Origin of the sequence: Kitasatospora sp. NPDC059817 (assembly GCF_042731835.1) — a bacterium.
Classification (GTDB): domain Bacteria; phylum Actinomycetota; class Actinomycetes; order Streptomycetales; family Streptomycetaceae; genus Kitasatospora.
The window spans coordinates 28,040-39,851 of the sequence record NZ_JBHWIR010000054.1 but is presented as its reverse complement, the minus strand read 5'-3'; the positions used below and the strand labels follow the sequence as shown (position 1 = coordinate 39,851).

The window sequence follows — 11,812 nt, the reverse complement described above, 5'->3', positions numbered from 1 at the left end:
GCGCGCGCCCGATCCCCCCCGGGGGTGTGGGGGGGAGGCCCCCCCCCCCGCCCCCCGGGGGCCCCCCCCCCCCGCGCGGGGGGGGGGCCCCGGGCCCGTGTGGCGCGGTCAGCCCGCGTACTGGGCGAAGATCTTCGCGAACTCGTACGGCTGCTGCGCGATGTTGGTGCACTTGGAGAGCGAGCCGCCGGTGCAGGCGTTGGCGTCGCGGGTGGCGTCCCAGAAGGCCAGCAGACCGAGGTGGTTCTGCCGGGCGAAGGTCACCAACTGCTGGGCGGCGGCCTGGTTGTAGATCTGGTGGTCGTCGTTCTCGCCGATCATCGGGGTGACGCCGACCATGGCCCACAGCTGGGCGTCGGTCTTCGCCGGGTAGAGCGCCTTGAGCTGGCCGAACAGGGCCTGGGCGGCCTGCACGGCGGCGTTGCCGTAGTCGGTGCCGGTCCGGTAGTAGTCCATCGCCATGATGTTCACCAGGTCGACGGCGACCCCGGCGTCGCGGGCGGACTTGACGATGGCGACGCCTTCGGAGGTCAGGCCCTCGGGCAGGACGGGCAGGGTGAAGGAGACCTTGAGGCCGGGGTGGGCCTGCTGGAGCTTGGCGAGCGCGGCGGAGCGGCGGTCGTTGGAGGCGGTGTCGGCGATGGCCGCGCCCTCGATGTCGAAGTCGACGTAGCGCAGGTTGTAGGCGTTGACGACGGCGTTGTACTCGGCGAACAGCGAGTCCACGGTGGTGCAGGCGGCGGCGAGTTCGGTGCCGCTGGCGCCGCCGAAGGAGAGCTTGACGTCGCCGCCGGCCGCGCGCAGCGCGTCGATCTGGTCCTTGGCCCAGCCGGTGCGCGGATCGTAGGCGTTGAACCAGCTGGCCTTGCAGCCGACGCCGGTCACGAAGCCCATGGTGTAGGCCTTGAGGTTGCCGGACTTGGCCATGTCGGGCATGGACGGGGTGGGCCAGGCGCCCATGTCGATGTAGGGCGCGACGGGGACGGCGACGTTCGGCGGCGGGGTGCTCGGGCCGCCGGTGGGCGTGCCGGTGGGGCCGCCGGTCGGGGTGCCGGTCGGGGTGCCCGAAGTGGGCGGCGGGGTGGTGGGGTTGCCGCCGCCGGGGCCGGTGAGCGTGATGTCGTCGGCGAGGTAGGCGCCCTGCCCGTACCAGCCGTGCAGGTAGACGGTGACGCTGGTGGTGGCCGGGCCGGTGGTGAAACTGGTGGACAGCTGCTGCCAGTTGGCGCCGCCCGGCGTCCAGGTGGCCGGGTCGGTGACGCCGCTGCCGGTGGCGCCCAGGTAGACGTACTGGCCCTGCACCCAGGCGCTGAGGTTGTACGTGGTGTTGGGCTGGACGGTGACGGTCTGGCCGCACTGTGCGGTGTCGCTCGCGCCGACCGCCCCCTTCAGCGCGTAGCTGCCGCTGTGCGCACCGGAGTTGACGACGCTGCCGGTCCCGCCGGAACAGCTCCAGGGGCTGAGCGCGTCGCTCTCCAGGCCGGGGTTGGCGAGCAGGTTGCCGTCGGCGGCGCCGGCGTTCCCGGCGAGCGTGGCGAGGCCGCCGGCGGCGAGCGCGGTGGCGGCGGCGAGGCTCAGCAGCTTGGTGCGACCGGCGGGGCGGCGGTGCGTGGGGGCGGGCTGGGGCGCGCTGGGCATGGGGGTGCCTCTCGGGACGTGGGGCCGCCCGCGCCGCGAAGGGGGAAACGCGGGGCGGGCGGCAGCATGGGGGCTGGTCCGGTGCGGGGGAGGAGCGCGGTGCTGAGCATCAAACTGGACTAGACCAGCTGTGCACGTCAAGCACTTCCGGGGCATCGGAAGCCCGCTGTGGGAAGGTTTTAGGAACGGTTTAAGGCTCTGGAACCCCGTTCTCGGAACACCGCTTCGCACCCTCGGGTGGCACCCCTGTCGACCTTCGGCACCCTGGCAGGAGGATTTTCGGCTCCCGACAGGCGGCGGCCGCGAAAGCGACGGCGGCGAAGACCGGACCGGCAGCCCCTCCGGGGAGGAGGCTGCCGGCCCTCATGGCGTCAGAAACAGCCGTCAGAAACAGCAGTCAGGAGCAGGCATCAGAAGCAGCCGTCAGGAGCAGGTGTAGTTCACGGGTCGGGAGTTCTCGTTCCCGATGAGGGTCTTCTCGTCGGTGCTGATCGCCCTGATCGTGAACGAGTCCGAGACCGCAGGCAGCGAGTCCGCCACCACGCCGTCACGCCACAGGACAGGCCGTCGAATCGACCCGACGAACGCCGTGCCGCCCACGATTCCGTTGCCGCCGATGGCACTTGCCGAGATGGCGCCCGTGCCGATGGTTCGGATCAGCGAACCCTGGGCGTCCCATTCGGCTTCGGCGTAGCTCGTGTCGTTCTGCGTGCCGCCGACGATGCGCCCGTCCCGGATCGCCGCAGGAGTTCCCTTGGCGTTGGAGCCCTGTGCGGCGAGCGCGTGCCACTGGCCGTTGATGTCCGAGACGAAGCCGAACGCGTCGGTGGACCCGACGACCCTGCCTTGCTCGTCGATGCCGTTGAGGAAGAGGAAGCTGCTTGCCGGGATGGGCAGTTCGCGGTACGTTCCCGGCGCGTTCGCCGGCCACACCACCAGGATGAAATTCGTTCCGACTTTGGCCATCCCGGCGATGTCACCGGCGTTGTTGACCACACTGGCGGACGAGCTGTTCCAGTTCGGATTGAACGGCAGCACAGTCGTCGTCCCGGTGTGGCTCACCGTCACGGCCCTGAACTTGTTGTTGACGAGGTCGGCGCCGACGATCAGGCCGGCCGCGTTGATGCCGGACAGGTTGGGATTGCCCGCAGGGAGCCGCAGCACGACCTTCCCGTTGTCCCACAGCGTCCCGCGCCCGTCCGTGAAGTCGTAGGGCCAGCTGGTGGACCGCGTTCCGGTGAGGCCGACTCCGTACCGGCCGCCGTCGCTGGAGGACACCGCGCCGGCCGTCGTGGTGGGCGGCAGCTCCCACGCCGTCTTCTGCCATTGACAGGCCGCCGCCTGGGCGGTGCCGACCGGCACCAGACCGAGTGCCGCCGTGAGCGTCGCCACGGCGAGCGCGGATGCTTTTCGTCGGTTGAATCGGTTCAATCGGTTCAATCGGTTGAACAAGGGATCCACCCTTCCTCACAGGGAGTGCACCTTCCGGTAACTGACCCTGTCAGGGCTCGCCGTGCGGGGTGAAGCACTTTAAGCGAGGGGGAAACAACGGTCGGCAAGGAGGGGGAGGCCCGCCCGCTGGTCCCGGACCGGCGGGCGGGCGGTTCAGTGGATCACCCGCAACACGGCTTGCACTCCTTGACCTGGACGTCGTCCACGACCGGGCCGGCCGCGCCCGCGTTGGTGCTGGCGAAGGTCAGCGTGGTGGAGGCGTTCCGCGCGACGAAGCTGAACTGGTGCCCCACGTAACCCATGTTGGTCGGCGTCTTGCCGGTGATGTCGAAGGAGAAGTCCTGGAAGTCCTGGCCGTCGACGAGCACCCGGCCGGTCTTCACGGCCGGTGCGGCCGACGTGTTGCCGGCCAGCGCGTACGTCACGGAGTAGGTGGTGCCCGGGACGGTGGCGAAGGTCTGGGCGACGGCGCCGGTGGTGGCGCCGTTGAGGTCCACCGACTGGTCGCCCTCGGCGGCCTGCCAGAACCCGGCGCCGATCAGGTCGACGCTGCCGCTGGTGACCGTCCACGGGCCGATGGTCTGTCCGGCGTTGAACTCGGCGAAGCTGTTCGCCGGGGCCTTGGGCGACTCGAAGCTTCCGTCGTCGAAGCGGCTGAGGGCGCGGTGGCCGCCGGCGGCCTGCGCCGGGACGGTCACGGCGGTGGCGGCGGCCACGATCACCGCGACGGCGGCGAGGCGGGTGCGCGAGAACGTCATGGGTTCCTCCCCAACGGAATACCGACTGGACGAGCCGATGATCGGCTGTGCCCAGAGGGTCCGCCGTCGCCGTGAGCCCTGCCAAGACCGGACGGATGGCGCCCGGTGGTGCGGAGGTCCCGCCGACGGGCTCCCGCACGCCGGTTTGACGGGTGATCACCCGGTGCCGGCCGGGCGGCCGGCCTGCGCGCGCCCGGCGGCCGGCCGTGGTGCGGACGCACGGTTCAGACGGTCGTGCCCGCGCGCATGGTGGTGAAGTCCGACGTACGCGCTCCACCTGCGCCTCGGGCGCATCCCACCTCCGGGTGAGCCGAGGGCCGCTCATACGATCAACGACCCCTCTGGCGGTCGGCGGATCGGAGGCGGATCGGAGGTGGATCCGAAGCGGGTCCGAAGCGGATCCCAAGCGCGTCCGAAGCGCGACCGGACGGGCTTGACCTTGAGTGCACTCCAAGGTGAAAGCTGGACGCGTTGATCCACCGCAGCACCCCGCGAGCGGGCAAACACACCACCACGATCGGAGCACCGTCATGCGCAACGCCACGTTCGGTACCAACGGCCCGGAGACCGGCGTCATCGGCCTCGGCTGCATGGGGATGACCTGGGCCTACGACGTGCAGAACCGGGACGACGAGAACTCCGTCCGGGTGATCCGGCAGGCGCTGGACCTCGGCGTCACCCTGATCGACACCGCCGACATGTACGGCCCCTACACCAACGAGGAGGTGGTCGGCGCCGCGCTGGCCGGCCCGTACCGGGAGCGCGCCTTCCTCGCCACCAAGGTCGGCATCGTCCCGGGCGGGTCCGGCCAGTCGGCCCGCGACGGCAGCCCCGAGCACGTGCGCCGCTCGATCGACGACAGCCTGCGCCGCCTCGGCACCGACCACGTCGACCTCTACCAGCTGCACCGGGTCGACCCGGCCGTCCCGATCGAGGAGACCTGGGGCGCCCTCGCCGAGACCGTCGCGGCCGGCAAGGCCCGCCGGATCGGGCTCTCCGAGGTGACCGTCGAGGAGATCAAGCGGGCCCAGTCGGTGCACCCGGTGGCGTCCGTGCAGTCCGAGCTCTCGCTCTGGACCCGGGACGTGCTGGCCGAGGTGCTGCCGTACACCGAGGAGCAGGGCATCGCCTTCCTGCCGTTCTCGCCGCTCGGTCGGGGCTTCCTGACCGGCAGCATCGCCTCCTTCGACGAGCTGCCCGCCGATGACTTCCGCCGCCGGCTGCCGCGCTTCCAGCAGGACGCGCTGAAGGCGAACCTGGCACTGGTCGGCAGGGTCAAGGAGGTCGCCGAGCGGATCGGCGCGACGCCCGCGCAGGTCGCGCTGGCCTGGGTGCTGGCGCAGGGCCGGCACGTCTTCCCGATCCCGGGCACCAAGACGCCGCGCTACCTGGTGGACAACGCGGGCGCGGCCGAGGTCGTGCTCTCGGCGGCCGATCTGGCCGACCTGGACGCGCTGCCGACGCCAACGGGCGAGCGGTACTGAACGGCCAGCGGTACCGAACGGCGCAGGCCGCCCAGGTCGCCGGCCCGGGTCGCCGGCCCCGCCTCGGAGCGCCGTCAGGCCTCCCGGACCCAGATCAGCTGCCGCCCGGTCTCGGCGGGAGCCCGGGCGGCGGCCTCGGCGACCCGGTCGAGCCGGTAGCCGAGCTTGCGCGGGACGGCCGCGCTGGCGCCGTTCGCCTCGTCGCAGTGGATCTCCACCCGCGCGATGCCGGGCAGCGCCAGGGCGGCCTCGGTCAGCGCCCCGGCCGTGGTGGTGGCGATGCCGCGGCCGGCGTGCCGGGCGGCGACCCAGTAGCCGATCTCCAGCGCGCCGGGGCCGATCCGGCCGTGCAGGCCGAGGGCGCCGACCACGCCGCCGGGTTCGGCGTCCAGGCCGACCAGGTACATGAAGTCGGTGCCGGCCTCCCAGGCGAGGGAGCCGGCCCGGGCCAGCTCGGCGGTCTGCGCCCGGGTGGGGGGCTCGGCCGCCCACTCCATCCAGGGCCGCAGGTGGTCCAGGTTGGCGCGGACGGCCTTGTTGAGCGCCACCGCGTGCGTGCTGCGGCGGCGCAGCAGCGAGATCCCGCCGGGCAGCCGCAGTTCCTCGGGCGGCCGCCCGGTGGTGACGGCGGTGGGGCCGGGCACGTGGAGCGGGGCGGGCGGGTACTTGCAGGACCGTGACTGCGGGTGGCTCATGACCGCGATTATGTCCTTGGCCGGGACCTGTCACCAATGAATTCCGGACGGCCTCCCACCAGGCCTCTCACCAGTCCCCGCCACACCCCGGCGCGCCCGGCCGCACTCCCGGCGCACCGGGGCGCGCACACGCCCGGCGGTCAGAGCCTGATCAGTACCTCGTCCAGCTCCTTGCGCCGCAGATCCGGCACCCGCGCCCCCTCGGCCGGGTAGCCGACCGGGATGACGTATGCGGCGCGCTCCTCCAACGGGCGCTCGCAGACCTCGTTGAGGAACTTCATCGGGCTCGGCGTGTGGGTCAGCGTCGCCAGCCCGGCCTGGTGCAGCGAGGCCAGCAGCAGTCCGACCGCGATCCCCACCGACTCCTTGGTGTAGTAAGGACGCGGCGAATCGGGCCCCTTGTGCACCTCGAACACCACGATCACCGCCGGCGCGTCCTCCAGGAACGGCTTGCGCCAGTCGGTGCCGATCGGCGCCAGCGCGGCCAGCCACTCCTCCGACGCCCGGTGCGCGTAGAACTCGCGCTCCTCGGCCTCGGCGGCCTCGCGCAGCCGCCGCTTGCGCTCCGGGTCGGTGATCACCACGAACCGCCAGGGCTGGACGTGCGCGCCGCTGGGCGCGGTGTTGGCGGTCCGGATCGCCCACTCGACGACCCCGTCCGGGATCGGGCGGGTCGCGTAGTCGCGGACGGTCCGGCGCTGCGCCATCACGTCGTGGAAGGACCTGCTGCGGGCCTCGGCCTCGTGGGCCGGCACCGTCATCGGGGTGAGGGGGACGGTCGGGTAGGGCGTCCCTGCCACTGCACTGTCAACCATGGCCGACAGCACAGCACATGACGGCCGCGCCGGGAAGAGGTCGAGACCAATCCGCAGATCAGGTCCATCCGGCAGGGCCGCCCGGCGGGTCCATCCGGCAGGGCCGCCCGGCAGGGCCGCCCTGCCGGGTGGGACTACAGCTCGTGCACCCGCCCGTCCCGGACCTCGATCCGCCGGTTCACCGTGACGGTGTCCAGCATCCGCCGGTCGTGGGTGACCAGCAGCAGGGTCCCGGTGTACGAGCCGAGCGCCGCCTCCAGCTGCTCGATCGCGGGCAGGTCCAGGTGGTTGGTGGGCTCGTCCAGCACCAGCAGGTTGACCCCGCGCGCCTGGAGCAGCGCCAGCGCGGCCCGGGTGCGCTCGCCGGGGGAGAGGGTGCCGGCCGGGCGCTTCACGTGCACCGCCTTGAGGCCGAACTTGGCCAGCAGGGTGCGCACCTCCTCCGGCGTGAACTCCGGGACGGCGGCGGCGAAGGCGTCCGCCAGCGGCTCGCCGCCGAGGAACAGCCCGCGCGCCTGGTCCACCTCGCCGACCACCACGCCGGAGCCCAACGAGGCACTGCCGCCGTCGAGTTCGAGCCGGCCGAGCAGGGCGGCCAGCAGCGTCGACTTGCCCGCGCCGTTGGCGCCGGTGATGGCGACCCGGTCCGCCCAGTCGATCTGGAGGTCCACCGGGCCGAAGGCGAAGTCGCCGCGGCGGGCGACGGCCGCGCGCAGGGTGGCGACCACCGAGCCGGAGCGCGGCGCGGTGGCGATCTCCATCCGCAGCTCCCACTCCTTGCGCGGCTCCTCGACCACGTCCAGCCGCTCGATCATCCGCTGGGTCTGCCGGGCCTTGGAGGCCTGCTTCTCGGTGGACTCGGCGCGCTGCGCCTTTCCGATCTTGTCGTTGTCGGAGGACTTGCGGCGGGCGTTGCGCACGCCGTGCTCCATCCAGCCGCGCTGCATCCGGGCCCGGGCCTCCAGCCCGGCCTTGGTGTCGGCGTACTCGTCGTACTCCTCGCGGGCGTGCCGGCGGGCCACCGCGCGCTCCTCCAGGTACGCCTCGTAGCCGCCGCCGTACAGGTTGACCTGCTGCTGGTGCAGGTCCAGCTCCAGCACCTTGGTGACGGTGCGGGCCAGGAACTCGCGGTCGTGGCTGATCAGCACGGTGCCCGCGCGCAGGCCCTTGACGAAGGCCTCCAGCCGCTCCAGGCCGTCGAGGTCGAGGTCGTTGGTGGGCTCGTCGAGCAGGAAGACGTCGTAGCGGGAGAGCAGCAGCGAGGCGAGGCCGGCCCGGGCGGCCTGGCCGCCGGACAGCGCCGTCATCGGCAGGTCGAGCGAGACCTTCAGGCCGAGCGAGTCGGCGACCTCCTCGGCGCGCTCCTCCAGGTCGGCGCCGCCCAGCTCCAGCCAGCGGTCCAGGCTCGCCGCGTACGCGTCGTCGGCGCCCGGGCGGCCCTCGACCAGGCCCTCGGTGGCCTCGTCCAGTGCGGTCTGCGCGGCCGCCACGCCGGTGCGGCGGGCCAGGAAGTCGCGCACCGACTCGCCCTCGCGCCGCTCCGGCTCCTGTGGCAGGTGGCCGATGTTGGCGGTCGCCGGGCTGAGCCGCAGCGAACCGCCCTCGGGGGTGTCCAGCCCGGCCAGCAGCCGCAGCAGCGTCGACTTGCCGGCGCCGTTCACGCCGACCAGGCCGATCACGTCACCGGGGGCGACGACCAGGTCCAGGCCGGAGAAGAGGGTGCGTTCGCCGTGACCGGCGGCGAGGTCCTTGACTACGAGTGTGGCGCTCATGATGAGCCCGATTGTAGGAGGAGCGGGCCGGGTGGCGGAAAAGCCCGGGGCCGCGGCGCGGCTGCCGCGGCCCCGGGGACCGGCCACGCGGGCCGGTCAGGACCTACCGGACCCGGGAGGCCACCCGGGCCTCGGCGGTGCTCCGGGCCTCGGTGGTCACTTCGACTTCTTCGAGAAGTAGTCGAACATCCGGGCCGCCACGTCGTCCAGGTACGGGCCGGCCTCCCAGGTGCTGGCGCCGTTGCCGATCGAGGTGTCGCTGACCAGGGCCGGCTTGCCGTCCTTGGTCGCGACCCAGCCGCCGCCGCTGCTGCCGCCGGTCATGTTGCAGCCGATCATCAGCATCGCCGGGCGGCTCGGGTCGCCGGTCTTCTTCGCCGGCTTCCCGCTGTCGCAGTGGTCCAGCTCGACGCCGTCGAACGGCTTGCCGGCCGGGTAGCCGTAGGCGCTGACGCTGTTGAACTGCTCACGCGGGGCGTTGAACCAGATCGGCACGGAGCCGCCGACGGTCTCCTCCAGCGACTTGCCGTTGCCGCTCGGGTTGGCGACCTTGATGATCCCGAAGTCGTACTGGCTCCACGGGCCGCCGTGTTCCGGGTCGGCCTCGGCCGACCACTGCGGCGAGACCATGCCGGCGGTCGCGCCCCACTCGCCGTACGGCTCGGCGTCGGTCTCGTTGGCCTGCTTGCCGCCGCTCAGCAGGCCGTTGCTGTTGTAGGCCGGGGCGAAGGAGATGTTGGTGTAGTACTGGCCGCCCTTGCCGCCGTTCAGGCAGTGGCTGGCGGTCCAGACCAGGTTGCTCTTGCCGGGGTTGGCCGGGTCGGAGACGACGGTGCCGGAGCACACGTAGTCCTCGTTCCCGTCCTTGAAGAAGAGCTTGCCGTTGACGTGCAGGTTCTTCGCGAACGGGTGCTGGGTCGGCTTGGCCTCGATGACGGTGGGCAGCGCGTCGCCGGTGCTCGGGGGCTGGGCGGTGGTGGGCTGCGCCGGGGCCGGGGTGGCCGGCTTCGAGGTCGGCTGGGCCGGGGCCGCGCCGGTCGGCTGGGCCGGCGGCTGCGTCGGGTCGGGCTGCGGCTGCGGCATCGGCTTGGGCTTGGCGTTCAGGATCCGCTGCAGGGTCCAGTAGCCCTTGACCGCCGGAGTGATCACGTTCTGCTGGGCCCACTTGTCCCAGTCCTCGAACTTCCAGGTCTTCAGCTCTTCGGCGGTCGGCAGCTTGATCGGTGCTGCGCCCGGCTTGCCGGTGGCGCCGGCCGCGACCGTCGGAGCCGTGGTCCGGGCCACGACCGGGTCGCTGTTGTCCGGGCCGCACGCGGTCGCGGCCAGCACGGTCAGCGCGGCGACGGAGGCGCCCAGGACGGCACGGTTCGGCCGGTACATCGGTGACATGAGTTCAAATCCCCCTGTGAATAACCGCCATGCGACCCCTTCCTCGGGTACGGCTCCGGGGAGCCGCAGGCATGGCAGGGGAGGAGTCTGCCATGCGGATAAAGGCCTCCTTACGCACACCCCCGGACTGGGGAGGGGCCGTCACCGGATGGGCACCGGACCGGCACCCGCCCTCCTCCGGGCGCCCGGAATCCGGTCGGGCGGCCGCTTCCCGGTGCGTGTCCAGGGTGCTTCCCGGTGCGCCGAAATTCGGTTGCCCGCGTCGGGCGCCGTGCGTAGCGTGGACGGAGTCACCAGCCAGACAAGGAGAAGGCCGTTGCTCTACTGAGGTCCCGAGACACCGCCCCCGCCGCGCAGGCCCTTCGCCGCGCGGTGTGCGAGTGTGCGACCTCAGTCACGGCCCCGTGGCGAGCCCGATCCGGCTGATCCGGATCCGCCCCGCCCTCCCCCCGGCCGTACCGGTCCGTACCCGCGGTGTCTCCCCGTGTTGCTCATCGTTCCCTTCGGCAACCACCCGGGAGGCCCTCCATGGCACAACCCACCACCGCCGTCCTCTGCACCGATCTCACCTTCGAGTGGCCCGACGGCAAGCCCGTCCTGGACGGCTTCCACCTCGCCGTCGGCCCCGGCCGCACCGGCCTGATCGGGCTCAACGGCGCCGGCAAGTCCACCCTGCTGCGGCTGATCGCCGGCGAGCTGACCCCGACCGGCGGCACCGTCCGGGTCGACGGCGAACTCGGCTACCTGCCCCAGGGGTTGACGCTGGACACCACCGTGCGGGTGGACGAGGCGCTCGGCATCCGGGCCACCCGCGAGGCCCTGCACGCCATCGAGTCCGGGGACTCCGACCAGCGCCACTTCGACGCCGTCGGCGACGACTGGGACGTCGAGGAGCGCGCCCGCGCCACCCTCGACCGGCTCGGCTTGCACCGCCTCGGCCTCGACCGCACCACCGGGGAGCTCTCCGGCGGCGAGGCCGTCCTGCTGCGCCTCGCCGCCCTGCTGCTGCGCCGCCCCGACGTCCTGCTGCTCGACGAGCCCACCAACAACCTGGACCGGACGGCCCGGGAGCGGCTCTACGAGACGGTCGCTGGCTGGCACGGCGTCATGCTGATCGTCAGCCACGACCGCGAACTGCTCCAGCACGTCGACCAGATCGCCGACCTGCGGGACGGCGCGGTCACCTGGTACGGCGGCAACTTCGCCGAGTACGAGCGCACCCTCGCCGCCCAGCAGGAGACCGCCGAGCGGCTTCTGCGCAACGCCGAGGCCGACGTCGAGCGCCAGAAGCGGGACTTGACCGAGGCCCGCACCCGGCTGGACCGCAGCGCCAGCTACGGCAAGAAGCGCTCGGTCACCCGCAACGACCCGCACATCTTCGCGGGCAAGCTCAAACGCCAAGGCCAGGAGACGGCCGGGCGGCTCCAGGGCATGCACACCGAGCGGCTGGAGGAGGCCCGGCAGCGGCTCACCGCCGCCGAGGAGGCGGTGCGCGACGACGCCGAGATCCGGATCGACCTGCCGCGCACGGCCGTCCCGGTCGGGCGCACCGTGCTCACCCTGCAGAAGGTCCGGCTGCCCTACGGCACCACCGCCGACCTCGACCTGCGCGGCCCCGAGCGGATCGCCCTGGTCGGCCGCAACGGCTCCGGCAAGACCACCCTGCTGCGCACCATCGCGGGCGAACTCGCCCCGCTGGAGGGCGAGGTCAGCACCCCGGTGGCGCGGCGGGGCCGGCCGCAGCGGCTCGGCCGGCGGGGGGACAATAGGTCCGTGGGGGGGGTCGGCGATCGGTGGGGCCCCCCCCCC

General features: G+C 72.6%; 9 protein-coding genes. 2 read left to right on the top strand and 7 right to left on the bottom strand.

The features are described from left to right. Positions 1–108: 108 nt before the first annotated feature. The 3 genes from ACFV61_RS14425 to ACFV61_RS14415 all read right to left on the bottom strand — a co-directional run bounded on the left by ACFV61_RS14425 (position 109) and on the right by ACFV61_RS14415 (position 3,848). Entirely contained in the window at positions 109–1,638 is a 1,530-nt protein-coding gene (locus ACFV61_RS14425; protein WP_380423492.1) for a carbohydrate binding domain-containing protein, read from the bottom strand. Between the two features lie 423 nt (positions 1,639–2,061). Further along, entirely contained in the window at positions 2,062–3,099 is a 1,038-nt protein-coding gene (locus ACFV61_RS14420) for a hypothetical protein (protein WP_380423491.1), read from the bottom strand. Positions 3,100–3,251: 152 nt separating this feature from the next. Beyond that, a complete protein-coding gene (locus tag ACFV61_RS14415) occupies positions 3,252–3,848 on the bottom strand; it encodes a choice-of-anchor C family protein (RefSeq protein ID WP_380423490.1) in 597 nt (198 codons plus the stop codon). A gap of 530 nt (positions 3,849–4,378) precedes the next feature. Between ACFV61_RS14415 and ACFV61_RS14410 the strand changes: the two genes are divergently transcribed. Beyond that, positions 4,379–5,332 carry an aldo/keto reductase gene (locus tag ACFV61_RS14410; RefSeq protein ID WP_063347013.1) on the top strand — a complete coding sequence of 318 codons (954 nt, stop codon included), beginning with the start codon at positions 4,379–4,381 and terminating at the stop codon, positions 5,330–5,332. Between the two features lie 74 nt (positions 5,333–5,406). Here ACFV61_RS14410 and ACFV61_RS14405 read toward each other — a convergent pair whose 3' ends face one another. From ACFV61_RS14405 to ACFV61_RS14390, 4 genes are all read right to left on the bottom strand, one after another. Further along, a complete protein-coding gene (locus tag ACFV61_RS14405; RefSeq protein WP_380423489.1) occupies positions 5,407–6,027 on the bottom strand; it encodes a GNAT family N-acetyltransferase in 621 nt (206 codons plus the stop codon). 140 nt (positions 6,028–6,167) lie between these two features. Continuing rightward, positions 6,168–6,842 (bottom strand): nitroreductase family protein, encoded by a 675-nt coding sequence (locus ACFV61_RS14400; protein ID WP_380346220.1) that lies wholly within the window; start codon positions 6,840–6,842, stop codon positions 6,168–6,170. 134 nt (positions 6,843–6,976) lie between these two features. Next, positions 6,977–8,614: an ABC-F family ATP-binding cassette domain-containing protein gene (locus ACFV61_RS14395; protein WP_063347012.1), complete on the bottom strand. Its 1,638-nt coding sequence runs from the start codon at positions 8,612–8,614 to the stop codon at positions 6,977–6,979. Positions 8,615–8,770: 156 nt separating this feature from the next. Beyond that, entirely contained in the window at positions 8,771–10,003 is a 1,233-nt protein-coding gene (locus tag ACFV61_RS14390; protein WP_380491883.1) for a trypsin-like serine peptidase, read from the bottom strand. A 528-nt stretch (positions 10,004–10,531) separates the two neighbouring features. Here ACFV61_RS14390 and ACFV61_RS14385 point away from each other — a divergent pair. Continuing rightward, positions 10,532–11,812: ATP-binding cassette domain-containing protein (locus ACFV61_RS14385; RefSeq protein WP_380491881.1), on the top strand; the 1,281-nt coding region annotated here is incomplete at its 3' end.

Coding starts and splice junctions, on each gene's coding strand:
- ACFV61_RS14425 (WP_380423492.1), bottom strand. CDS start 1,638: ATGCCCAGCGCGCCCCAGCCCGCCCCCACGCACCGCCGCCCCGCCGGT.
- ACFV61_RS14415 (WP_380423490.1), bottom strand. CDS start 3,848: ATGACGTTCTCGCGCACCCGCCTCGCCGCCGTCGCGGTGATCGTGGCC.
- ACFV61_RS14410 (WP_063347013.1), top strand. CDS start 4,379: ATGCGCAACGCCACGTTCGGTACCAACGGCCCGGAGACCGGCGTCATC.
- ACFV61_RS14405 (WP_380423489.1), bottom strand. CDS start 6,027: ATGAGCCACCCGCAGTCACGGTCCTGCAAGTACCCGCCCGCCCCGCTC.
- ACFV61_RS14400 (WP_380346220.1), bottom strand. CDS start 6,842: ATGGTTGACAGTGCAGTGGCAGGGACGCCCTACCCGACCGTCCCCCTC.
- ACFV61_RS14395 (WP_063347012.1), bottom strand. CDS start 8,614: ATGAGCGCCACACTCGTAGTCAAGGACCTCGCCGCCGGTCACGGCGAA.
- ACFV61_RS14390 (WP_380491883.1), bottom strand. CDS start 10,003: ATGTCACCGATGTACCGGCCGAACCGTGCCGTCCTGGGCGCCTCCGTC.